Here is a 24,383-nt window from a genome sequence, read left to right as displayed (position 1 = left end):
TATGAATGAACAAATGAAGCTAGCGGACCAAATATTAGACTTTTTATCTGTTGAAAGACAAGATGCAAATCTAGCATTCTTAAATGAGATGATTAAAAATTATCAACTGAAAATTAAATGGGAAACGCTTTCGAAGGTGCTTGACTGGGAAGAAGGAAATGAGACAGAACAGTTTTTACCGCCTATTGAACGATACTTTAAGCGGATTATTCATCAAGGAATGGGAGGAACGTGTTGGTCACATTCCGTTGTGCTTCATTGGCTACTGACCCATCTCGGATATGAAGTGAATTATATGTATATGGACTCTGGTCATTTATGTTTACGAGTTGATTTAGATCAACCCTATTATGTAGATGTCGGTTTTGGTGCACCATTGTTTCAAGCCTATCCCATCTCTCAGTCATTTCAGGTAAAAAATGAACGGGAACTATTTGTGTATAAAGTCGAAGAAAACGAAATTACGATCACTAGAACTCCAGGGCCAACGAAAATTCTTCGAACAGACTTGGTTCGTATAGATGAGATGAAGGTGCACATCAACCGTTCAAATGACTGGAAGGTCTCACCCGTTTTAAAAGAAATCCAAATTTTTGGATACATTGATGGCGTTCCCACTTCAATAAAAAATCAAACGCTTAAACAACATATCAAAACAGGAACTACGCAAAATGAGCTTACTAAAAAAGAAATGGAGTATTGGGTAACAGAACGGTTTGGCATGGACGCGGCATTATATAAAAAAGCTTTAGCTACCTATCAAAAATACCATCGAGGAGTACTGTCATGATTGTGAAGTCGATCCGGTTGGAATTTAAGTACTAACCTTTTTATGGCACTGAGAAGACCTTATTTTCTTGGGATCTAGCATTTTAACAATGTTAGGGCACTGAGAGGACCTTATTTGTAGTATTCTTTGAGCAAAAGACTGTCTTTTTAGTAAATAAGGGCCTGTGGGGTCCCTAAACTGTAAAAATCATTGGTTTTATCACAAATAAGGGCTTCTGGAGTCCCCTTTTGCTTTTCTTATCAAAAGTTATCATTCTATGAAAAAACTAAGTACAAGCTGCTGTCTCCATACAAAAAGAGGTGCTAATCATCATGTAATTGGCATCTCTATTTTGTGTTCACTCCGAACATGAACAAAATATTAGAAAAAAATGGTTGCAAACTCAATTTTGTCATATATAATTAGAACTGTAATAGGGTAAATAGTACAGTTAGTGATCATAATACGTTAAATGGTTTAAATAAGAAAGTTACAACAGCTATAAAAGTAAGCTTCCTAGAAAGGAGGAAGTCATGTTTCAATTAGACATCCGAAGTAGAAAACCCATTTATGAGCAGTTAGTTGAAAAATTGAAAGAGTTGATTATCCATGAGGTGTTTGTAGCTGATCAACAACTACCTTCAGTTAGAGCTTTAGCACAAGAATTAACGATTAACCCAAATACGATTCAAAAAGCATACCGTGAGTTAGAACACCAAGGATACATCTACTCGGTTCCAGGCAAGGGAAAGTATGTTGCTCCTCAATCAGAAACGAAAAATGATGAAAAGGTGAAGAAGATGAAAGAAGAATTGGTGAAGCTTTTATCAGAAGCTATGTATCTAGGAATGAAAAAAGAGGATATTTTATCTCTAGTTGCAATCGCTGAGGAGACAGTGAAGGGGGGAGAAGAAAGTGATTGAAGTGAAAAAACTTTGCAAAGAATTTGAGGGAACAGAAGCGGTTAAGAATTTAAATCTACGAATCTCAAAAGGTTCCATCTACGGGCTTCTCGGTTCTAATGGTGCAGGGAAGACGACCTTAATGAAAATGATTGCGGGTATTTACAAACAAGATTCAGGAGAAGTTCTCATTAACGGTGAGCCTATTTTTGAAAATGTAGACCGGAAGCAATCCGTTATTTTTTTAGCAGATTCTTTATTTTTCTTTCCAAACACGACCATTAAGCAGGCTGCTGATTTCTATAAAAGTATGTATGTTAACTGGAACGAAGAGCGTTTTCAAAGATTACAAGAAGTGTTTCCGATTGATGTCGATAAAAAAATCCATCGTTTATCCAAGGGGATGCAGCGACAAGTAGCATTTTGGTTAGTTTTATCAACAATGCCTGAGGTGCTCATATTGGATGAACCGCTCGATGGGCTCGATGCGGTTATGAGGAATAAAGTAAAAAATCTCCTGATACAGGATGTAGCTGATCGAGAAATGACGATTATGATTTCTTCACATAACCTGAGAGAAGTAGAGGACCTGTGTGATCAAATTGGAATACTTCATCACGGGGAGCTGATGATTGAAAAAGACCTAGATGATTTAAAATCAGATATTCATAAAATCCAAGTCGCCTTCAAACATGAAGTACCACCGATCTTTTTACATGGATTTGATGTGTTGTATAAAGAAGAACGCGGCAGTGTACGCCTTTATATTGTAAGAGGCAATCAGAAAAAGGTGGCGTCTCATATTCAATCGTTCAAACCGGCTATTTTTGACGTTTTACCTTTAACGCTTGAAGAGATTTTTATATATGAAATGAGGGATGTCGGTTATGCTATCGAAAACATTATCGTTTAATCGAGGTATATTCATCCAAGATTTAAGAAGTGTCGGCTGGGTTGGAATTGCGTACTTTATATGCTTATTATTTGCATTGCCGTTGCAGCTCTTAATGGCCTATACGAGAGATGGACATGAGCATCCCTTTTTTACGAGGCCTATCACGAGTTTATTTGAGGTTTCTATCGAGTTCCAAATCTTCTTAATGTTTTTAATGCCTGTATTACTTTCAATTTTTATCTTTCGCTATATTCAAGTTAAAGCATCAAGTGACTTTGTACATAGCTTACCGGTAAAAAGAGAAAGTTTATATAACCAACATGTTTTATTAGGGATTGTCATTCTATTTGTCCCGATTTTTTTAACAGGATTAATTGCTTGGATTTTAGGAAATGTCTTACCAGCTGGAGAATTATTATCGTTTTCTTCTGTTTTTAGTTGGATGGGAGTATCATTGTTATTTAGTGTTTTTGTTTTCTTAGCAGGTGTTTTTGTTGCCATGCTCACAGGGATGTCTGTATTACATGGGGCACTTATTTATATCATGCTAATCTTCCCAACTGGAATAACGGTACTCTTCCTCATGAATCTTGAGTTCTTCTTGTTTGGTTTTGCCGGTGAATATTATTTAATGCAAAACATCGAAAGAATACTACCGTTTGTACGGATTGTTGAAGTTATTCATACACCTTTAACTGGACTAGAGATCATCGCCTATCTTTTGTTTATCACCTTTTTCTATGTAACCGCGTTATTCGTTTATAAAAATCGAAGTGTGGAAAGTGCGACGCAGGCGATTGCCTTCCGTTCACTGCGCCCAATATTTAAATATGGAGTTACGGTTTGTTCCATGTTAGTTGGTGGGCTCTATTTTGGAGCAATGCAACATCAACAAATAGGATGGATTATCTTTGGTTATATCGCAGGATCCATTATTGGTTATTTTATTGCTGAAATGATCTTAGAAAAGTCGTGGCGAGTGTTTGCGAAATGGAAAGGCTATGCAATTTATACGGTTGCTATCATTTTAGTAGCTTTTATCATGCAGTTTGATATTTTAGGATACGAGAAAAAAGTTCCAGATTTAGCGAATGTTAATCAAATCTACATGTCTAATGGTATATACCCTCTATTAGATGAGCTGAAAATGGAAGGGCAAGAGGAGTCAAATAATTCTAGGCGTGACAAAGAATCAGATATTAGACTGTCCTATTCCTATAAGGAAGAAGAGAATATAAAAAACATTCGTCGCTTACACGAACAAATTGTTCGTGACCAGGCTATGATTGAAAATTATAGTGGAGACACAGGGTTTGTTGTGTTCGGATATGACTTAGAAAGCGGTAAGACCCTTGTAAGACAGTATCGTATCCCCATGGAAGTATACGATGAATTCTACAAGCCAATTTATCAAACAAAAGAACATAGGCGTAATCAAAATCCAGTGTTGACCGTTGATGATGATTTATCCACGCTCGATCGAATCTCATTACACACGCATTTAGGGAAAAGAGTGGTCTTAACTGATCCTGAAGAATTGAAAGAGTTCCATCAAGTACTCACATCTGAAATTGAAGCAGAAACGTACGAAGATATGAATGATAGACGTGAACCTTGGGCTTATATTGAATATTTATGGGCAAATGAAAAGAGAATTAATACCGTATGGAAAAAATCCTACGATGAAATGGATCGTTGGCTCGAACAAAAAGGCTTACGAGACCAAGCGAGAGTGACACCTGATGACATTTCACATGCGATTGTTTTTAAGATGGATGAGCATATGGATATGTATGATTATATACGCAAATATGAATTAGAGGAAAACATCAAAATGCAACAAAAGGGATTAAAAATTGAAGGGCCTGAACAATTAGAAGAAGCGTTACAATTGTCACAGTGGGGTGGTGACGGAAGATACATTATTGGATACTACTATCATCAACATTCATACCCTGACTTCTATACATTTGCTGAAGGCAAGGAGCCGAAGTTTGTTAAAGAGTATTTTGAGTAATAAAGTGAATACTAGAATAAGGCTGTATCAATCAGATACAGCCTCTTTTTACTTAGTTTTATAATTCGACGAAATGTTTGTTTTATGGAGATTATTGGAAAATTAACAAATAAATCTTTGACAGAACAGGTTATTTTTGCTTTTATTAAGATACACATTCCTCTTATTAATAAGAACAATGATGTAATTGTTAATGAACGATCAGAAGTATGGATTGGTTCATAAGGAAAATTAACTTAAGTAGCGTGGTGACAACATATGCGATTTACAAAAAGCATCCCGAACCTTTTTACGTTAGGGAATTTGTATTGTGGTTTCCTATCGATCGGGTATGCTGCAACAGGGCAATACAAAAATGCAGCCATCTTAATTATTATCGGAATGATGTTAGACAGTATGGATGGACGAGTAGCCCGAATGTTAAAAGCAGAAAGTGCTTTAGGAAAAGAGTTAGACTCATTAGCTGATATCGTGACGTTCGGTGTTGCCCCTTCCTTTTTAGTGTATTATACATCCTTTTATCAATTTGGGTTAATAGGCTTTATGGTTGCTGGTTTATTTCCGCTGTTTGGGGCTTATCGCTTAGCTCGGTTTAATGTGAGTACGAAATCATCGATGAATTATTTTATCGGTGTCCCAATTACTGCTGCTGGTGGAATTTTAGCAATCCTCACTTTATTTGGAGAACTAATCCCTAATATTATTACATCGGTCGTATTTACAGGACTGTGCTTTTTAATGGTTAGTAAGTTACGTATACCAAGCTTAAAAGAAATCCCGTTACCGAAATATGGGACAATTGTGACGATCTTTTTTGGGTGCGCACTATTTGTCATTTACAAAGGGTTTTATGGTCAATTTCCATACTTGATCTATATTGCTACTCCTTTGTACATTGCTTACGTAACGTATCGGTTGGTGAAAGGTAAGAGTAAAAAGGATATTGAATAGAACATGGTATCGAATGAGATGATGAAAAAGGCTAACAGCTAAAAATCTGCTGTTAGCTTTTTTAGTTACTTACACTACTTGTAGGTGTAACAGGTGGAATAGCAAGTATTATTTCTGGATATTTGATGCAGAAGTATGTAATTGGTATGTACAGGAGGGCTACCATTTCATATGAAAAAGATACTCTTACGGAACAAGACAGATTTATTGCAACAAAGACAAAATGTCCTTCATAGAGCTGATGAAGGACAAAACGGGGAAGAACATCAAGCGAAGTGTCCTTCATAAAGCAGATGAAGGACAAACAAATGAAAAAGGAAGGAAAATGATTTTCATATGGATGACGAATGGACGGTTGTTTAAATTTTATAAACGCAATACACATTAAAATCAAAAAGGGTGGGGTAAATCTTATGAAAACCCTAACCCTTTTCTTGAGCACACTATTGGATTATTTGAGTACGATATTCTCAAAAAAAGGTGACCCTGAGTGCATTGAACTTGTGGGGTCACTTTTTTTTCGTGAAAATTGTTTTGCGGTAATAAAGTACTTTAAATTCTGTAGATGAGATTGAATTACCTAAGATTCTGCTGAAAAATATATACCAAACTATAAAGTCCAAAATATAGTTAAATATTTGCTATTATAGTATTCGAATTTATTAAAATTTTGTCGAAATTTAGTGGATTTACTATTGAAATTAAAAAAATACTAGGTATAATTTACTTGGAACTATAAAACAAGTAGTAAAAAAATCATATGCTTTTGCTAAATATTTGTAAGATGTGGGACAGCGAACCTGTTATCCAGTCTGCATATATTTATTGTTGGTCAAGAAGATGAAGATGATTTTGGTAGAGGACCTGCCGATAGTCTAGACGCTTTCTTTGAAATAGAGCCGTGTTAGCTTTATTTAAGAAGCGTTTTTTTAATGCAATTTTATAGGATATTAGTGAGGAGAAGAAGGAATGCGAAATCTTAAATTGAAATTAGGAACAAAAATTAATGTTTTAGTATTTAGTGTTATTTTTATGCTATCAGTGGCTGTAGGAGTTGTTGTCGTACAACAAGTCACACAAGGGATCAAAGAGTTTGCAATCGAAAAAGCTCGTGGAGACATGTATATGGGTTATCGCTACATTGATGCCTTGTACCCTGGGGAATGGTCGATCCAAAACGATCAATTATATAAAGGCACAACCGTTATGAATGAGAATTATGATGTTGTCGATGAGATTGGAAATGAAACAGGGGATACTGTCACCATCTTTCAAGGTGACACACGAATTGCTACTAACGTAATGGTTGATGGACAACGAGCCATTGGTACTCAAGTGTCCGCCCAGGTAGCCCAGGCTGTTTTAAATGAAGGAAATAATTATTACGGCGAAGCTGAAGTAGCCGGGCATATGTACCAAACGGCTTATATGCCAATTAAAGACCAAAGTGGTAACGCGATTGGAATTTTCTATGTTGGCGCATCTCAATACATTATTGATCAAACAATTACTTCTTTTTTAAAGATTTTCTTTATCGTATTAATCGCTATTATTGCTATTGCTAGTCTTATTTCATTGTGGTTCACGAAGGGGCTTAAAAAACGTTTAGCTCACCTTTCAACGAGCATGGAAAAAGCAGGACAAGGAGACTTCACAATTGAAGTCACTGACAACAGTGGTGATGAATTAAGTGATCTTACAGATAGTTATAATACGATGAAAGATAATTTAAGTGAAATGATTGAACAAGTTATTGAAACATCTCAACAAGTGGCTGCATCTTCGCAACAATTAACAGCAGGGGCTGAACAAACGAGTAAAGCGACAGAACAAATTACGGAATCGATTCAGCGTGTTGCAGATGGTGCTGACGGGCAAACGGTAAGTGTTGAAGAAAGTGCAAGGGCCATAGAAGAAGTATCAGCAGGAATTAATACTATAGCTGAAAATGCTTCTTCGATTGCTGAAGCTGGAAATCAGACAAGTGAACGGGCAAGACAAGGTGGACAGTATGTTGAGCAAACGGTTCAGCAAATGAATACGATCCACTCTTCTGTAAATGACAGTAGTGACGTTATTAAACTATTAGAAAAGCGATCACAGCAAATTGGTGATATTACTAAGGTTATTACAGACATTGCAAATCAAACGAACTTACTAGCTTTGAATGCAGCGATTGAAGCTGCACGTGCGGGAGAACATGGAAAGGGGTTTGCTGTTGTTGCCGATGAAGTTCGAATATTAGCAGAACAATCCCAACAATCATCGACTCAAATTTCTTCCCTCATTACGGAAATACAAAATGATATGACCCTTTCAAATGAGGCGATGGATCAAGTGAAAGAAGATGTACAAGTAGGTTTAGGGATTACTGAAAAAACGGAAGGTAGCTTTAAAGAAATTCTTCGTTCGATGGAAGCAATGGGCGATCAGATTGATGAAATGGCAGCAACTGCTGAACAGATCTCTGCTAGTGCACAAGAGGTTTCAGCAACCGTAAATGGCATCTCAACTGTTTCAAGAGAAACGTCGATGCACACACAAACTGTAGCAGCATCAACAGAAGAACAGTTAGCTTCGATGGAGGAAATACTAGCTTCATCGAATTCCTTATCGGAAATGGCAATGAACCTACAAGAGTTAGTGAGCAAGTTTAAATTAAATAAGTAAGATTTATATTGACTCTCTCGTTGCGTGATACTTTAAAGTAAGAATTGAAAGGAGGGGTAAGGCGGATGATGCGGGTAAAAGAAGTAGCGGATTTGGTAGGAATTAGTGTAAGAACGCTGCATCATTATGATGCGATTGGATTATTATCTCCTGAAGAAACGAGTGATACAGGGTATCGTTTGTATTCCCAACAAAACCTAGACATCCTCCAACAAATCTTATTTTTTAAAGAACTGGATTTTCCTTTAAAGGAAATTAAAGAAATCCTTCATAGTCCAGCCTTTAATCAAAAGGAAGCATTAGAGTTACAAAGGAACATGCTGTTAGAGAAGAGGAGACGCCTCGACCGAATGATTGAAACGCTTGACCAAACGATTGCGTATACGAGAGGAGAAGTTGAAATGACGAATCAAGATAAATTTGCGGGGTTTGATTTTACTGAAAATCCATTTGAACAAGAAGCACGCGAACGTTGGGGAAATGAAAAAGTTAATGAAGCAAATGCTAAGGTAAAAAAACTGTCGAAAGATGAACAAAAAGGATTGACAGAACAATCGGCTGTGATTTATAAAAAGTTAGCTGACCTCAAAGATGGTTCACCGTCATCAGAAGAGGCGCAACTAGCGATAAAAGAATGGTTTGACTTTTTGAACGATAATTTTACATCCTATTCATTAGATGCATTCAAAGGACTCGGTCAATTATATATGCAGGATGAACGTTTCACTCAAACAATTGACCAATACGGATCAGGTTTAGCGCAATTCATGTGTGATGCGATGGCCATTTATGCTGACAACAATAGAAAATAAACGATATAAAAAGAACTGACTCATGTTTGGGCGTAATCCCGTGAGGCAGTTCTTTGTTTATACAAAGGGCTTTCTCAGTGGTTGTGGAAAACGTTTTTTACAACAATTTTATCCAACATGAACGCATGATCTTTCAATGTTTGTGACGTAAAAGGTTGGAGGGAATTGAGTGATTGTTAAAATTTAGGCTTGAAAATGGATCATATATGTTATAGTGTGTATATAGATATATACAGTATAACAGTTCAGGAGGTTCATAATGATGAATCATTTTAAGGAAGCTTTATGGTTGGCTAAATTTGAATTGAAAGCTTCAATTCAAGGTTTCTTATCACTTCTATTATTTTTAGCGCTTTTATTGTTCATTATCGTTACAGCGTCACCGTTTATTTTTGTTGAGGGAAATGTAGGTTTAGATCTTTTAGTTATTCTTGTATTTGGTGCCTTTGCGGTTTACTGCAAACCGAAGGAATTTCAATATCAAAAGGTGGAAGATGGTTTATGGGCTTCCCCGTATTTTATGAACCTTTTACAATTACCAATTCCAAAGAAGGTATTAATACAAAGTCGCTTTATCGTTAACTTCGTATATACGATTCCATTCCATAGTTTTCTTCTTTTGTTTATTTATATTTTAAGTCCAGAAGCAAGACAAGAAGCACCCATTGGAACGTATTTTGTTTTTTCTCTTATATGGATCTGTTTTGGTATCTTTGCAGCGGGACTTTTTTCAGCAAGTGATCCCGGCGACAAAATAACGATCGTGGGAATGATCATATGGGGTGTCGTTCTTTTTATCGTTTTCATTGGGGGTCTAACATTATTTCACCTCTTTACAGGAATGTCTCTTGTTCATGCGACACTTGTACTGGCTAGTAAGTGGCCGCTTCTAACTGTTGTTATATCCCTCTTGTTAGCAATCACTAGCGTCTTCTATTGGAAATCTTATATGAGTAGGAAAATTGAAAAGATGGACTATTTTAAATAAGTCGTACGGAAAGTAGGTGAAGCCCTTATGGAGCTGCCAATTCGTCTATCGAAGGAATCGAGAGAACCGATTTATCATCAAATTGAAAATCAAATAAAAGCTCTAATTGCTGGAGGTCAGTTACCAGCGGGTACGGCTCTTCCTTCTATTCGGGCAATATCAAAAGATTTGGAGGTCAGTGTGATCACGACAAGAAGAGCTTATCAAGATTTAGAGAGGCAGGGGTTTATCCGAACTACACAAGGAAAAGGAACATTTGTAGCTGAGGTCGATGAGGGCATTAAAGAACAAGTGAAAACATCGACCGTTTATGAAGCGTTAGAAAAAGCGATTGAAACTGCAATACGCCATGATTATACGATTACTCAAATCGAAGACATTTTTAAGCAGATTATCACGGATAAGAAAAAGAGGGGAGAAAAATAGATGGGTCCATTTGTTAAAGTGAAGCAAGTCCAAAAAACAATCGCAGACTTCCAACTTGGTCCAGTTGATTTCGAAATGGTACCAGGTACCGTCACGGCTCTTGTGGGTGATAACGGGGCAGGAAAGAGTACTTTAATTAAGATCATGATGAATTTAGTTAAGTCTGACGAAGGCTCAATAGAATATTTTGGGACACCATTAGCTAATGGTGAACATTGGAAAGTCGATATTGCCTACCAACCACAGGAACTGATCGGATGTAATGCATTTACAGGCCGGCAGCTTGTTGAACTCGTATCCAAATGGTACCCTCGTTGGAACCAAAGTCTTTTTGAAAGTATGGTTGAAACGTTGGATATCCCATTAAAGAAACGATATGGTAAGTTATCGCAAGGCGTTCAAAAAAAATTAAGTTTAGCCCTGACATTAGCAAAAGGAACCGATATTCTTATTTTAGATGAACCGACGGCGCATATGGATATTCCGTCTAAGCAGAAGTTAATGAATATATTAGTCGAATGGATGGACAGTGGTGATAAAGCCATCTTAATTGCCAGTCACGATGCAGAAGATATTCGAAAACTTGCAGACTATCTCGTCATCTTAAGGCAAGGTGAACATATCGGTAGTTTTGAAAAGGAAGAATTAACTGAACAATATTGCAGGTATTGGCTGGAAAGACCCTTACAGGAGAAAATTCCAGGAGAATTAGAGCGAAAAGGTAAACGGATTGTCGTTACAAATAGTGCTGAAGAAGCGGAGAAATATTTTACAGCCCATCAAATAAGTTGGATGGAAAAAGAGTCATTACAAATTGAAGAAATAATTACACTGTTATTAGTACAACCTAGATGAATCATGAATTGTCATAAACGGAATAAACTTTAAGGTTTGAAAAGTACGGTAAGGAGGAATTTATAGTGAATGAAACAATTGGTTATGTGATGGCGTTTATATTAGCAGCAACACCCTTTTTTGAAATGGTAGCAGTGATCCCGCTGGGTGTTATTAGTGGGCTTAATACAATTCCTGTAACTATTGTTGCCTTTTTAGGTAACTTGTTAACGGTTATCATCGTCATACTAATGATGACTAAAATTAAAGCTTGGTTAAAAAGAAGACGTGAAGCGAAAGGAAAGGAAGGCTCAACAAAAAGGGAAAATCGGGCAAAACAAATTTGGCAACGTTACGGATTATTTGGGTTAGCACTAATAGGGCCGATACTAATTGGTAGTCATCTGGCGGTCATTATGGCAATGAGTTTTGGCGGAACGAAAAAGAAAATGACGGTTTATATGACTGGAAGCTTACTGCTGTGGGCGGTTGTAACAGCTGTTGGAACGCATCTAGGTGTAGAATTTTTTATGTTTGATGGAAATTGGTGGGGGTAAACGAATAGGAATATTGAATAAGTAGGTAGGAAATAAATTCGTTTATTCATATTCAGTTCATATTTGTATGCTATTGTTTAGTTAGCATAGGAAAAAGGTGAGGGTTTCAAATGAAAAAGAGTGAGAAATCGATTATTCATTTAAGAGAAGATAAGAAAATCGTAAATCCTATCCAGCAAATTGTGAGCGATCTTATAAAAAAAGGGATCGATGCATCGATTGTTCAAAAGCCTCCAAGATTACAAGTTTAGATATAAAACCTATTTAAAATTATAGTAAACTCTCTATAGAGCTGGCTTATAACAGTGTCAAAGCTTCAACTAACTGCTAAAATATGATTTTCATTTAGTAGAGTCTAGTGTAGAAGAAAGGCATTTTAGTCGGCTTTTTTATTTTGTCCTTATTTCAATTTGCTCATGCTAAGGTATTCTAAAGGTGTGATATTTTGTTAATTTTTTCAATATAGTCTCTGAATATCGTTTCTATATGGATCGTTAGTATGTAATTCGTGAATGATATTTCTTTTTTATCTTTCTTCATTACTATAGGATTGGTTCGATTGAACGAATGAGATATTTAGCAAACATTTTTTAGTATTTTCTCATTATATTACACAAATCGACATTAATGTATCATAGGAATGTGTCTAACTATGGTTTTTTATTGGTAGTAGGGGGTTCTTATGAAAATAATATTTAAAAAGTTGGTTCCTATTTTAGTAATGGTTGTTTTGACCAGCGCCTGTGGTCTAAGCGATACGGTTCAATCGAATGATGATACAGATATAGATGAAGTACAACGTTTGGAACCAACAGTATCCAATTTGAGTGCTAGTGAAAGAAAGCACTACTTGGAGTATGAAGAAGATGCAAACGAGGCGTTAGAAGACTATCTTAATGGTAAGAGCTGGGACGATTTAGGGGTAGATATCGTATCTTCTCGTGAGAGTCTGTTAACCGAATTAGATCTATTTTATAGTGCACTTGAAAAGAAAGAACTCCCAGACTATACAATAGATTATACGTTTTATTTACATAATGTATTACTAGCATTTGAACAAGGTAATGAATTTTCAACTCATTACAACTTATTTATGGACGTTGTTCCAAAGCGTATTCATAACTTAAAAGAATTGCAACTGCATACGAATGAAGTCGATTTTGTGCGGAATTATTACCTAGAGGCTATGATCGTTCACCACGATGCAATACAATCCATTGGAGAGCATTTGATGGATATTAAAAATGAAATGGATGATCCGCAAATTAAAGTAGCGTTGAATGATGCAGTACAAGAAGGATATCATTTGTTAGCATTAGTAGGAATTCAATTAGTAATGATTGGTGAAACAACCCATATCATAGATTTAGATGAAATCAATGAACTTAAAAGGTTTATTGGCCATCGTTTAATTGAAGAAAAACTATAATTAGAAAAGCTTCGAACAAGAATTTTTTTGTTCGAAGCTTTTCTGTATGTAAGTAGCTTATGATTGGTTGTCCATGGAAAGTGGTGATCCAGTAGATGTGTGCTCATTGACCCATTCTTGTGCAAACTTAGAGAGAGAGGACCAGTTAGGTAATTGCTCTTTATTTTGTTCAAGCCACCTCATACAAAACTGCGGGTCGATACTTTGTCCATAGCATTCAGCTAAGAACGATTGAATATTTGCTTCATTACAATTCTGCCAAGACTCACAAGTTATCATAAAGTTGTCTTCAACTCTTGCCTGAATGCTTTCGTCCACCATAAAAAATCCTCCAATTCATTTCTAGGAATATTTAAAGTATGTCCAAAGAAAACAAAATGATGAAGGATGAATTTTCAAAGGTGTAATTAATCAGCTTTTAAGCTTGCCGAAATAATAGGAGCCAGCCAATATTTTAAAGGTAGGCCTCTTTCATGATCGACGAAATGGATATTAAGTCATGTTCTTTTTGTTCATACTGTGTTCATATATCCATGCTAAGTTACAAGATAGTAGTTCATAATTAATGGCTCTTTTCTAAGAGATTGTTGCTTTTAGCTATTGGACCGTAACCAAGCGAAAGCTTGGTTCTTCACGCTTTAGCGTGAAGCTTTTGAATATAAATCAGCCAGATGGATAAATGAATTTATCCATTAGGGCTGATTTATATTCAAAAAACGGTCCAATAGCAACAAATTTTAAGAAAACAGCCTAATAAATTGAAAGTTTTAGGAGATTTGAAAGGAAGAACAGCATGAAAAAATGGAAGGTGCTAATTATTGAAGATGATGCAAATATTTGTGAACTTATTTCTCTATACATTGAAAAACAAGGACATATTGCCATTTTATCTACGGATGGAGAGGATGGTTTATCAAAGTTTTATGATGAACAACCAGACATAATTATCTTAGATATTATGCTTCCAAAGCTAGATGGGTGGCAAGTTTGTAAAGATATCCGGCGGGAGAATTCAACGATCCCAATTATTATGCTTACAGGAATGGGAGAGAGTTACGATAAAATTCGTGGGCTTGACTTAGGTGCGGATGATTATATCGTCAAGCCTTTTGACCCAAATGAGCTTATTGCCCGAATGAAAGCAGTCATGAGAAGAGTGAATCCACTATTTGATGAAAATGAAATGATTGAATGGCCTTATCTATCGATTGATATGAAACAGTATCAAGTTTTAGTAAATGGTAAGGAAATTACGATGCCACCTAAAGAATTAGATTTACTTTATTTTTTGGCTACGCATCCAAATCAAGTATTTTCTCGTCTGCAGCTATTAGATCAAGTATGGGGATTTGACTTTGATGGTGATCCACGTACCATTGATGTTCATGTTAAACGGCTTCGGGAAAAATTAGGGCAACCGACTATCCAATGGGCATTAAAAACAATTCGAGGAGTAGGCTATAAGTTTGAGGTGACTACAGGTGATTAAGGGAAAAGGAATATTTTCGAAATTATTTTTAAGTTACTCAGTTATTGTCCTGTTAGCCTTTTTAATGTTTAGCTCAATCTTTATTTACTTGTTCCACCATTACTTATACAGCAATTATGAAGAAGTTTTTTATCACCAAAGAGATCAAATCGTTGATCATTTGCAACTGGCTCATGAGAAAGGGTGGGATCAAGAGGTTGTTAAGTCATCTCTTCAAATGAGTTTAAATCAACCGAATACGATCGTTACGATTTACGACGAAACTGGTCAAGTCCATTATCAATCAGAATTTCCACATGCACAATTAACGAAGGTTGACCCTGTGATTGTTGAAGCCTCATTAGGTGGAGAAGTGATAACTGAGCCGATGAGAATGAACGATTATCTTATCTATTTAATGGCAAGTCCAATCGAAATTGATCTTGAAAATGAACATACGTATTCAATGGTCATGGTTTTTCATGAATACAATCACGAGTCCAGACAAATGATCTTTCTTATTGTTGTAACGATGCTTATCACGATCGCTCTAACAGGAGTAGCCATTTGGTTCATTTCTAGAAAGATTACTGCTCCTCTTCGTCATATGAATGATATCGCACTGCAATATGCAAAAGGAGATTTTTCTCAAAACGTTGAGGTGAAAACAGAAGATGAAGTAGGACAGTTAGGATTAACTTTTAATTTCATGGCTCAAGAATTAGATCGTTTAGAGCAGATGAGAAAGGATTTTGTAGCCAACGTATCTCATGATTTACGATCACCATTGACGTCAATTAAAGGTTTCTTAGTCGCATTAACTGATGGGACAATTCCGAAAGAACGAACCAACCATTATTATTCGATTATGAAAAATGAAACAGATCGTCTCATTAAGTTGGTCAATGATTTATTAAGTTTGTCTCAATTAGAGGCTGGGAAAATCACCATTCACCCGATGTTTTATAATATATCCGAGCAAATTAGGCTGACGGTTGCAAAGATGGAACCTGAATTGGCTAAAAAACAAATTGAAGTAGAGATCGTTGGGGAAGAAGACGATATAACCGTTTATGCGGATCGTGATCGAATTGAACAAGTGTTAATAAACTTATTGCAGAATGCCCTATACTTTTCTCCACAAAAAAGTACCATTCAAGTGGTTTTAACTTCTGGTAATGACAAGGTTAGTATTTGTGTTGAGGATAGAGGGGAAGGAATTCCTGAAAATGAATTAGTGCATATTTGGGACCGATTTTACAAAGCGGATAAAGCTCGTTCGAAAAGAGTTGGAACGGGGATTGGTTTATCCATCGTGAAATCAATCATTGATTTGCATCAGTCGTCTATAACCGTCCAAAGCGAAGTAGGAAAAGGAACGAAATTCGAACTTACACTACCAACTCGTAAATGAGTAAAGCAAAGTAAAGTAACGTAAAGCAGGTACCTGGCACCCAGTTAACAATTGGTTGGTGCCAGGTACTTTTTTGTTTGAGTGTCTATTGGTTTGGCTGTTTTTCAGGAGTGCAGCTGTGAGGAACAGTATTTAATGAACTAATTTAAAAGGGTCATGTTGCTCATTTTAATTTTGTTCATCTTGTGTTCATATAACATCGGTAGAATTTCGTTGTGAGGTTATCCACACATGTCAGGTAGGTATGGAAGAGGAGGAGGAATTTAAGAGGAGTTATTCGTTCATTATGCAGAAAAAAAGAGTATAGGAGATGAAGAGAGAAGTGAGTAAGTTAGCCCAATATACATCAGACCGTAAATGGGTTTGGATTATTCTAATGGTATGGATTGTAGTGGCGGGTGCTTTGAGTGTGGCACCTTCAGCTAATGATTATACAGTCAATACAGGAGAGGATGATTTACCGAAACAAGCACAATCGGTTATAGCCAATGAAAAAGTAAAATCTTACTTTTCGCAAGAAGGAATCCTCGCGTTATTAGTTTTCCATGAAGAAGAGGGATGGAACGACTCCAATATTTCACAAGTGGAGAACGTCAGTAAATGGTTAACGGATGAAACAGATCTTGTTACAATAGAGTCAATTGTTCCTTTTCACGACTTTCCTGATCATGCGAAACAAACGTTTCAATCAGATGATGGAACGACTTTGGTTCTATCTCTCACTTTAACGGATCGTATAGAGATGTCAGAAATTAATGACACGATTAGTGCTATTCAGGCGTTTGGGGATGAGCAGTTAGAGTTTGGATCTTTAATGATTACGGGGCCAGCAGGAATTGCTTCGGATACGATTGCAATATTTTCTAATGCCGATCTTGTTTTGCTATTCTCTACGATTGGTCTTGTATTAGTTTTATTGATTGTCATTTATCGTTCCCCGTTATTAGCGATTATTCCACTAGCAGCTGTAGCGATCGTTTATCAAGTCATTGACCGTGTGCTAGGCATTTTTGCGGCCAATGATGTGTTTATAATTGAGTCTCAATCTTTATCGATCGCTATGATTCTATTATTTGGAGCAACGACGGATTATAGTTTATTTGTTTTCTCACGATATCGCGAGGAGTTACGAAAATACGAGAGTAAGTACCAAGCGATGGAAGAAGCAGTGAAGGAAGTGGCCTCTCCAATCTTCTTTAGTGGTGGTACGGTATTTGCTGCAATGCTAGTCCTATTTTTAGCAGATTACGGTCCTTACCAAAGTTTTGCACCTGTGTTTGCGATTACGATTGTCATTGTTTTATTAGCAGGGCTTACGTTAATACCGGCCCTATTTACGATTGTAGGGCGCCGTTCATTCTGGCCTGCGATTCCACAAGTGGGTGAAGAAACGTTAGAGAAAAATCGCTTTTGGGGTAAAATCGGATCAACAGTAACGAAAAAGCCGATCGTTGCAGGTGGCCTTGTTCTTCTTTTCTTGATTATTAACGGGCTTAATGTGACCAACATTCAATATTCGTTTAACTTAATCAAATCGTTTCCAGAAGATATGAACTCTCGTGTTGGCTTTGAGCAACTTGAAAGAAGTTTTCCGGCAGGAGATCTTGCTCCAATAACTGTTCTTGTTGAGAAAGAAGAGGGCTTTACGTTTTCTGAAAAAGAATGGATCGCCCTTGAAAAATTAAATCGCCAGTTAGTAGAAGAAAAAGGAATACAGTCCACAACATTACCGGGATCCGATACGATAGCAGAAAGAGAAGCGCATGGCAATCGTTGGTTATCTGAAACAGGACAGGCAGTAAAATTTGATATAATATTAGAGATGAATCCCTATGACCCGGAAGCCCTCGATCAACTAGATTTGTTAAATAGTAATAAAGAAAGATTACTAGATGAAAGTGGTTTGGGGAGTCATCAGACGAACCTTTATTTTGCGGGTGAAACAGCGAAACAAGCTGATATTCGAGCGATAAATGAACGGGATACTCGTATCGTTGTCATTGTCGTCACATTAGTAATCTTTTTCATGCTGATTTTCCATACTCGCTCTTTAGTAGCACCTATTTATATGATGGCTACAATTCTTCTTTCTTATTTATCAGCACTAGGTTTAAGTTGGTTTATCTTTGAAAAAATGTTTGGTTTTGAAGCAATGAGTTATCGCATTCCTCTTTATGCGTTCGTATTCCTAGTAGCTTTGGGAGTCGATTACAATATAATGTTAATTTCGAGAATACGAGAGGAAAACCGTCATTTTATGATCCGTGAGTCGGTCCAAAGAGGAGTTGCATTAACAGGTGGTGTGATTTCTTCCGCAGGCCTCATTTTAGCAGCAACGTTTGGCGTTTTAATGACCCAACCGATTTTAGAATTGTTTATGTTTGGCTTTATTGTTTGTATAGGGATTTTAATGGACGCCTTTTTAGTCCGAGGCATGCTCGTTCCAGCAATCGTTACGCTATTAGATCGATGGAACTGGTGGCCATTTGCATCTAGAAAATCAAATAGTTGAGGTGGTTATGTTGAATAGAACGAAATTTTTACTTCGAACGTCTGCTATATATGCTGTTATCGGTGTATTTATGGGAGGGCATATGGCTGGAGCAGGATCATATATGTTCCGTGCGATTCATGCTCACATATTAGTCGTCGGTTGGCTGTCTTTGTTTGCATTTGCTGTTTTCTATGCGCTATTTGCTATTCCAAAAAAATCAAAATTAGCAATGGTACAAGTGTGGTCTGCTGTCTTTGGTAGTTTTGGATTAACAGCCGGAATGTGGATGTACTATTTTCAGCCAGAGTGGGCACCAGGATTGTTTAACCTTATTTTTTACATCGCTGGTGGCTCCGTTTTAATGATTAGTTTTTTCGCTTTCTTAATTTTGACGTTTGTTTACGGTAAGCAACTAACTGATAAGCAATAATAAGGTAAAAACAGGGTCCAATGGGGTCCTGTTTTTTTATCTTTTTTTCTGAAAGTGGCCAAGAAAAGAGTGAGTAAAGTCGAAAACACTGATTTGCGCGCAGTTTTCTTAGCTTTTTTTTAGTTTTATTGTCCAGGTCACCAATATATTATCCGATTTCAAAATTTATTATCCGATTTCAAAATTTATTGTCTGTTTTGAAATATTTATTTTCTGAAATCAATTTTTATTGTCCAAAAAATGAACAAACTAGGGTCTAGGGTAAAATCAATCAAAGTTTAAGTATCTTGAATTATTTTGTAAAAGCTCTTCCTGCATTTTTTGAATGGATTGTTCGCCGTCCGTTGTTTTAGGGATAAACTCGATTTGGTCATTATTATCAGCATCTTTATGATAAACAATTTGCATATGGCGATTGTCGGCAATTAACCAGTTGGTTGCATTCAGTTGGTCAAAAATGATGTCGACTTCAAGAAGCGTCCCAATTTCATGTAGAAACTCATAATAAATTAACCCGTAAGAGTCATCGTGCTCTTCGTTTGCTATGTACTTAGCATACGGGCTATCAACATAAAAAGAAGATTGAAGCGTTAATATTTTTTTCTGCAATTTGAATTCCCCCTTTATGATTATCATTAGTTTAACTCTATTCTTCATCTGCATTCTTCACTGCCGTAGTTTTCTTATTGTATTATTTTTTATAACTGTCGGTGAGAAGGTCTAATCAATCGTCCTCCTTAATATGTTTTTTATGGGAAGGTGGCGATGGGATGAGCGATGGAAGAGTGCGCCCTCATTTTACGACAAGGGGTTTAATTCCTGAAATTCAAGAAACACCTATTCTTTTTTTAAGAGGTTCCATTTATGACGAAGGATATTGGTTTTTACGAAATCATTTTCAGTATCCCGATCTTACAAGTGCTAGTGGGAATTTACTTATTGGTGGTGCTGTCAGTAAAGCCTTTGTTATAAAACTTGAGGATCTAAAGAGACTACCAAGTCAAACAATCACTGTGCCGCTTATTTGCGCTGGAAATCAGCGAGCCGAGTTTCGCCCTAAAGTGTACGGTGAGCAATGGGAAGAAGGGGCAGTGAGCCAAGGGGTTTGGACGGGTGTTCCACTTAAAGAATTGCTGAGCATTGCAGGCCTGAAAGAAGATGCGCTCGAAGTTGTATTTACTGGGGAAGATCGAGGTACGACACCGAATGTGGACGAAGTCGTTCCGTATGAAAGAAGTTTACCTATGAACAAGGCGCTCCACCCCGATACGCTAGTTGCTTACGAGTACAATGGTCAGCCGATACCCTATAAACATGGATATCCGCTGCGATTGATTGTTCCGAATTGGTACGGGATGGCATCGGTCAAATGGCTTCAACAAATTACCGTTGTAGATCAACCTTATGAAGGTCCTTTTCAAACCGATGACTATGTCTATTATCCGCACCCTCATACAGATGAGGGGAAATCACCTGTGACAACGATCCGAGTCAATTCAATTATTCAGCAGCCTTTAGATTATTCAATTATCGATGAAGGAGCTCATGTTATAGTTGGGCTTGCTTGGAGTGGTGAAGGGCAGATTGAAGAAGTTGAAATTTCCTTTGATAAAGGAAACACCTGGGAGGCTGTAACACTCGCCCAGGATCGAACCAAGCGTTTTGCTTGGACAGAGTGGCAGTATATCTGGAAGACGCCAAGTAAGGGAACGTATCCGATACAAACGAGAGCAAAAGATTCAAATGGAAATGTCCAACCTGAGCGAGAGTACTGGAATCGAAAAGGATATGGGTATAATGCTATTCACCGTATTGATGTAAAAGTCAAATAATCGTTTGATTTTTCACGAACTCACTTTCAGCTTGGACGTTGTAAACAAGGATGTAGTGAGGTTTTTTCATACACTAATACACAATGGGTTAAGTTAATAGAATAACAAAAGTTGGGATTAGAGGTGGAACGTAATGGAGTTAATTTATGAAATTGCCTATACCAATTTATTATCACCAATGATCTTATTTTTCCTTATAGGCATTGTTGCTGTCATCGTTAACTCAGACCTTAAAGTGCCAGGTGCCTTTTATACAGGTTACACGATGATTATTCTTCTTACCATCGGGATTAAGGGTGGGGTAGAGTTACGAAATGTAACGTTAATGGACATGCTTCCAACGATCATTACTTCAATTGTACTGAGTATTGTAATGTTTGGAATAGCTTTTGTTACTGTAAAAGGGATATTTAAGTTCTCGTTAACGGATTCGTTTGCCATTTCCGCCCATTACGGTTCAGTGAGTGCGGTGACGTTCATAGCAGGTATTGCTTTTTTAGAGAAAGTCGGTGTTTATTATGAAGCGTATATGTCGGCGATTCTTGTCATTATGGAAGGCCCGGCTATTATTTTAGCGATCGTTCTTTATAAGGTATTTACTCAACAAAAAAATGAAGCTAACGAAAATCCGGATGCTAGTTTAAAGCATGTCATAAAAGAAGCTTTTTTCGGTAAAAGTATTTTCCTGTTATTAGGTGGGATCTTTATTGGGTATGTTGCTCATACAGACGGACTCTTACAAATTAGGCCATTATTTGGTGATTTGTTTTATGGTATCCTTTGTATCTTCTTACTTCACATGGGGATGGTGGCAACGCAAAGTATTCGTCAACTAAAAAACGTAAAGCCGACCTCATTCCTTTTTGCCTTTATTCTTCCTGTTGTCGGTGGAACGCTAGGCGTGTTAGCCGGTTATTTTATCGGGTTATCAGTGGGAGGAGCTGTTGTTCTTGCGTTTTTAACGGGAAGTGCTTCGTATATTGCAGCGCCTGCCGCAGTCGGTCAAGCGATCCCAGAAGCGAATTCTGGTATATATATTGGATCGGCTCTTGGGTTAACACTGCCTTTTAATTTGATTGTTGGTATTCCTTATTTTTATTGGTTGGCTAGTGTTGTTTATTAATTTGGTGCGATCTAAGATTTAATACAGGAAAGAAATAGACCTATACCAGCTAAATCGGAGCTGTTTAGGTCTATGCTTTTTTCAAGGGTTTATAACTTGCTCCTTGAGGGATTACTTAGTGAACAACCCTCTAATCCAATTCCAGATGGATGAAAAAAATCCGTCCTTTTTGTCTCGATCTTCATCACCATATGGAGTTATACCTTTTGTAGAAGCGGTGTCTTCGGTTAGGATATGGACTTCATTCGCCTCAACGACATTAATCATTTCAGGTCCGAAATACTTATAAACCAGTTGCGCAGTCTGTTCATTAAAAGGAGCTATTCCAATTTCTACTTTATTGTTTATAATATCAGGTGATGTATAATACACGTTAATGCCTTCGGTTTCAAATACTTTTTCTTGAAATACCGATTGATCCACGCTTTTTTGCTTTTCAATCAATTCATCTTGGGTGTAAGAGACCACTCGAAACGATAATTTCGTAGGTTCTTCTACGAGTGACATCAGATCGTCTTTCATTTTTGGGGGAAGATCGGTCGTAAAGGATAATACGATAGTTCCTAAAGGATCTTCATCACGGTCAATATGCAAGCTTGAAAACAATTTTCGATCGACATGCTCCATTATATAATTACGAACTCTTTCAATGGACTCGGTATGGTTGATATCGATACCACTTTCCTCAACTTCTGCCATAATCCGCTCAATCGTTTGATCCTGATTTTCATTAGCTGTTGCGAAAGTCGTAGACAAGAAACATGAAGTAATAATCGTTCCAGTCAATAAGTAGCACCTTGCTTTTGTAAAGGTTAATAACATTCTAATACACTCCCTGAATCTTTCGGTTTAAAGATTAGACGAGGATTAGAAGAAAAGGTTACAGAAAAGGTTCAAAATTAATGGAATAAGTAGGTCTTGTGGCTTTCATCGTTTCTTTTAATTGATTAGAATGGATATAATACCCAGGTGGTAAAACATGATTTCGGTAATTGGAGTAATTGTAATACATAGCATTTCACCTGCCTCTCTTAGACATATACCTATGATTTGAGCCACGATTTGAAACGGCTAATGCCTAAAGTGAGGTGTTTTTCAACATATACTGATCAAGGCGTTTTTAGTTTATGGATAAAGGATTTGACTAGACGAACGCAAAGTATGGCACAAATAGAAACCAAGATCTGAGAGGAGTGGAGGCTTTGAATGATCATACCATTTTTATAAAAAATGTTCGTTTATATACAGAAACAGGTGTTATAGAAAAGGGCTGTTTGCTCGTAAAAGGAAAAACAATTAATGCAATCGAAAAAGCGAATAGACTTCAAGAGGCGTTCTCCAAAGAGATGACGATAGATGGAGACGGTTTACAAGCGATTCCAGGATTCATTGACGGGCATATCCATGGAACCCACGGAGCCGATGTGATGGATGCTACTCCTGAAGCACTTGAAACAATAGCTAGAAAGTTGCCAGAAGAAGGAACGACTAGTTTTTTGGCGACAACCATTACTCAATCAACTGATACCATTGAAAGGGCTTTAGCGAATGTTGCCGACTATAGCAATAAAGTAAACTGTTCCGAGTTACTAGGTGTGCATTTAGAGGGACCTTTTATAGAAAAAAATAAGGCAGGAGCTCAACCAGTAGAGTTTGTGGCACTGCCATCGATTGAATTGTTTAACAAATGGCAAGCGATTTCTGGTAATAAGATCAAAACGATTACGCTTGCACCAGAGAAGGACAAGGATCATATATTAATTACAAATTTATTTACTGAAGGAATAAATATATCGGCAGGACATACTGGTGCAGGGTTCGCTGAGATGAAAAAAGCCGTGGAGGCTGGGGTAAATCAAGTCACTCATTTATGTAATGCAATGACTGGACTTCATCACCGAGATATTGGTGTCGTTGGCGCAGCTTTTTTACTAAAGGAACTAAGAAGTGAACTAATCGCTGACGGTATTCATGTTTCTCCAGAAATGATTGAGGTTATCTATCAAAATATAGGACCCAATAGGTTAATACTCATTACGGATGCAATACGAGCAAAAGGTCTTGCACCAGGTCATTATGATTTAGGCGGCCAAAGGGTAACTGTTGGTGAGAATAAAGCTGAATTAGCAGATGGAACATTAGCTGGCAGTGTGTTAAGAATGATTGATGCTGTTAAGAATATTCGAGAAATAACAGGGGCATTGATTGAAGATTTAGTAAAGATGGCGAGTTACAATCCGGCAAAACAACTAAAGCTTGATGATCGAAAGGGAAGCTTAGCTGTTGGAAAGGATGCAGATATTTTATTAGTGGATGAAGATTTAAATATACATTACACGATCTGCCAAGGACAGATTGCGTACAGGAGGTGA

The 24,383-nt window shown here is 37.1% G+C and carries 23 protein-coding genes; 20 read left to right on the top strand and 3 right to left on the bottom strand.

Annotated features, from left to right (window positions below; genetic code table 11):
• Window position 1: 1 nt before the first annotated feature.
• From ACNSTQ_RS08285 to ACNSTQ_RS08225, 13 genes are all read left to right on the top strand, one after another.
• Window positions 2-790 carry an arylamine N-acetyltransferase gene (locus ACNSTQ_RS08285; protein WP_418199388.1) on the top strand — a complete coding sequence of 263 codons (789 nt, stop codon included), beginning with the start codon at window positions 2-4 and terminating at the stop codon, window positions 788-790.
• A gap of 512 nt (window positions 791-1,302) precedes the next feature.
• Entirely contained in the window at window positions 1,303-1,692 is a 390-nt protein-coding gene (locus ACNSTQ_RS08280) for a GntR family transcriptional regulator (RefSeq protein WP_418199387.1), read from the top strand.
• The gene (locus ACNSTQ_RS08275; RefSeq protein ID WP_418199386.1) at window positions 1,685-2,584 is read left to right on the top strand and encodes an ABC transporter ATP-binding protein; all 900 of its coding nucleotides are present in this window, start codon (window positions 1,685-1,687) and stop codon (window positions 2,582-2,584) included. The genes ACNSTQ_RS08280 and ACNSTQ_RS08275 overlap by 8 nt, the downstream gene beginning before the upstream one ends.
• Window positions 2,559-4,583 (top strand): DUF6449 domain-containing protein, encoded by a 2,025-nt coding sequence (locus ACNSTQ_RS08270; protein ID WP_418199385.1) that lies wholly within the window; start codon window positions 2,559-2,561, stop codon window positions 4,581-4,583. The genes ACNSTQ_RS08275 and ACNSTQ_RS08270 overlap by 26 nt, the downstream gene beginning before the upstream one ends.
• Before the next feature lie 258 nt (window positions 4,584-4,841).
• A complete protein-coding gene (pssA, locus tag ACNSTQ_RS08265; protein ID WP_418199384.1) occupies window positions 4,842-5,534 on the top strand; it encodes a CDP-diacylglycerol--serine O-phosphatidyltransferase in 693 nt (230 codons plus the stop codon).
• A 969-nt stretch (window positions 5,535-6,503) separates the two neighbouring features.
• Complete coding sequence (locus ACNSTQ_RS08260) at window positions 6,504-8,204, top strand: methyl-accepting chemotaxis protein (RefSeq protein ID WP_418199383.1); 1,701 nt, start codon at window positions 6,504-6,506, stop codon at window positions 8,202-8,204.
• Window positions 8,205-8,272: 68 nt separating this feature from the next.
• Window positions 8,273-9,016 (top strand): MerR family transcriptional regulator, encoded by a 744-nt coding sequence (locus ACNSTQ_RS08255; RefSeq protein WP_418199498.1) that lies wholly within the window; start codon window positions 8,273-8,275, stop codon window positions 9,014-9,016.
• Window positions 9,017-9,275: 259 nt separating this feature from the next.
• On the top strand, window positions 9,276-10,004 hold the full coding sequence (locus tag ACNSTQ_RS08250) for a hypothetical protein (protein WP_418199382.1): 729 nt from the start codon (window positions 9,276-9,278) through the stop codon (window positions 10,002-10,004).
• 27 nt (window positions 10,005-10,031) lie between these two features.
• Entirely contained in the window at window positions 10,032-10,430 is a 399-nt protein-coding gene (locus tag ACNSTQ_RS08245) for a GntR family transcriptional regulator (RefSeq protein ID WP_275118027.1), read from the top strand.
• On the top strand, window positions 10,431-11,285 hold the full coding sequence (locus tag ACNSTQ_RS08240) for an ATP-binding cassette domain-containing protein (RefSeq protein WP_418199381.1): 855 nt from the start codon (window positions 10,431-10,433) through the stop codon (window positions 11,283-11,285).
• Between the two features lie 65 nt (window positions 11,286-11,350).
• Entirely contained in the window at window positions 11,351-11,821 is a 471-nt protein-coding gene (locus tag ACNSTQ_RS08235; protein WP_418199380.1) for a small multi-drug export protein, read from the top strand.
• 110 nt (window positions 11,822-11,931) lie between these two features.
• Window positions 11,932-12,072 (top strand): hypothetical protein, encoded by a 141-nt coding sequence (locus ACNSTQ_RS08230; RefSeq protein ID WP_418199379.1) that lies wholly within the window; start codon window positions 11,932-11,934, stop codon window positions 12,070-12,072.
• Between the two features lie 431 nt (window positions 12,073-12,503).
• The gene (locus tag ACNSTQ_RS08225; RefSeq protein ID WP_418199378.1) at window positions 12,504-13,250 is read left to right on the top strand and encodes a hypothetical protein; all 747 of its coding nucleotides are present in this window, start codon (window positions 12,504-12,506) and stop codon (window positions 13,248-13,250) included.
• 57 nt (window positions 13,251-13,307) lie between these two features.
• On the opposite strand, the gene ACNSTQ_RS08220 is transcribed toward ACNSTQ_RS08225, so the two are convergent.
• Window positions 13,308-13,571, bottom strand: a complete 264-nt coding sequence (locus tag ACNSTQ_RS08220; RefSeq protein WP_418199377.1) for a hypothetical protein — start codon at window positions 13,569-13,571, stop codon at window positions 13,308-13,310.
• Between the two features lie 472 nt (window positions 13,572-14,043).
• Here ACNSTQ_RS08220 and ACNSTQ_RS08215 point away from each other — a divergent pair, with 472 nt between their 5' ends.
• The 4 genes from ACNSTQ_RS08215 (at window position 14,044) to ACNSTQ_RS08200 (ending at window position 19,056) form a co-directional block, all read left to right on the top strand.
• Entirely contained in the window at window positions 14,044-14,739 is a 696-nt protein-coding gene (locus ACNSTQ_RS08215; RefSeq protein ID WP_418199376.1) for a response regulator transcription factor, read from the top strand.
• Window positions 14,732-16,132: a sensor histidine kinase gene (locus ACNSTQ_RS08210; protein WP_418199375.1), complete on the top strand. Its 1,401-nt coding sequence runs from the start codon at window positions 14,732-14,734 to the stop codon at window positions 16,130-16,132. Before ACNSTQ_RS08215 ends, ACNSTQ_RS08210 begins: the two co-directional genes overlap by 8 nt.
• Window positions 16,133-16,442: 310 nt before the next feature.
• The gene (locus ACNSTQ_RS08205; protein ID WP_418199374.1) at window positions 16,443-18,644 is read left to right on the top strand and encodes an MMPL family transporter; all 2,202 of its coding nucleotides are present in this window, start codon (window positions 16,443-16,445) and stop codon (window positions 18,642-18,644) included.
• A 10-nt stretch (window positions 18,645-18,654) separates the two neighbouring features.
• On the top strand, window positions 18,655-19,056 hold the full coding sequence (locus tag ACNSTQ_RS08200) for a hypothetical protein (RefSeq protein ID WP_418199373.1): 402 nt from the start codon (window positions 18,655-18,657) through the stop codon (window positions 19,054-19,056).
• A 267-nt stretch (window positions 19,057-19,323) separates the two neighbouring features.
• On the opposite strand, the gene ACNSTQ_RS08195 is transcribed toward ACNSTQ_RS08200, so the two are convergent.
• Window positions 19,324-19,665, bottom strand: coding sequence for a hypothetical protein (locus tag ACNSTQ_RS08195; protein ID WP_418199372.1), 342 nt, complete (start codon window positions 19,663-19,665; stop codon window positions 19,324-19,326).
• A gap of 161 nt (window positions 19,666-19,826) precedes the next feature.
• On the opposite strand from ACNSTQ_RS08195, the gene ACNSTQ_RS08190 reads away from it, so the two are divergent.
• Together ACNSTQ_RS08190 and ACNSTQ_RS08185 are read left to right on the top strand one after the other, a co-directional pair.
• Window positions 19,827-20,888 (top strand): sulfite oxidase, encoded by a 1,062-nt coding sequence (locus ACNSTQ_RS08190; RefSeq protein ID WP_418199371.1) that lies wholly within the window; start codon window positions 19,827-19,829, stop codon window positions 20,886-20,888.
• A gap of 133 nt (window positions 20,889-21,021) precedes the next feature.
• Window positions 21,022-22,011 carry a sodium-dependent bicarbonate transport family permease gene (locus ACNSTQ_RS08185; RefSeq protein ID WP_418199370.1) on the top strand — a complete coding sequence of 330 codons (990 nt, stop codon included), beginning with the start codon at window positions 21,022-21,024 and terminating at the stop codon, window positions 22,009-22,011.
• Between the two features lie 111 nt (window positions 22,012-22,122).
• Here the strand turns inward: ACNSTQ_RS08185 and ACNSTQ_RS08180 are convergent, their stop codons facing one another.
• Window positions 22,123-22,833, bottom strand: a complete 711-nt coding sequence (locus ACNSTQ_RS08180) for a hypothetical protein (protein ID WP_418199369.1) — start codon at window positions 22,831-22,833, stop codon at window positions 22,123-22,125.
• A gap of 380 nt (window positions 22,834-23,213) precedes the next feature.
• On the opposite strand from ACNSTQ_RS08180, the gene nagA reads away from it, so the two are divergent.
• Window positions 23,214-24,383: an N-acetylglucosamine-6-phosphate deacetylase gene (nagA, locus tag ACNSTQ_RS08175; protein WP_418199368.1), complete on the top strand. Its 1,170-nt coding sequence runs from the start codon at window positions 23,214-23,216 to the stop codon at window positions 24,381-24,383.

This window comes from Alkalihalobacterium sp. APHAB7, from assembly GCF_048323755.1.
In the GTDB taxonomy this organism is placed as follows: Bacteria; Bacillota; Bacilli; order Bacillales; family Bacillaceae_F; genus Alkalihalobacterium.
The sequence above is the reverse complement of the archived record's forward strand: the minus strand, read 5'-3'. Positions and strand labels throughout refer to the sequence as shown.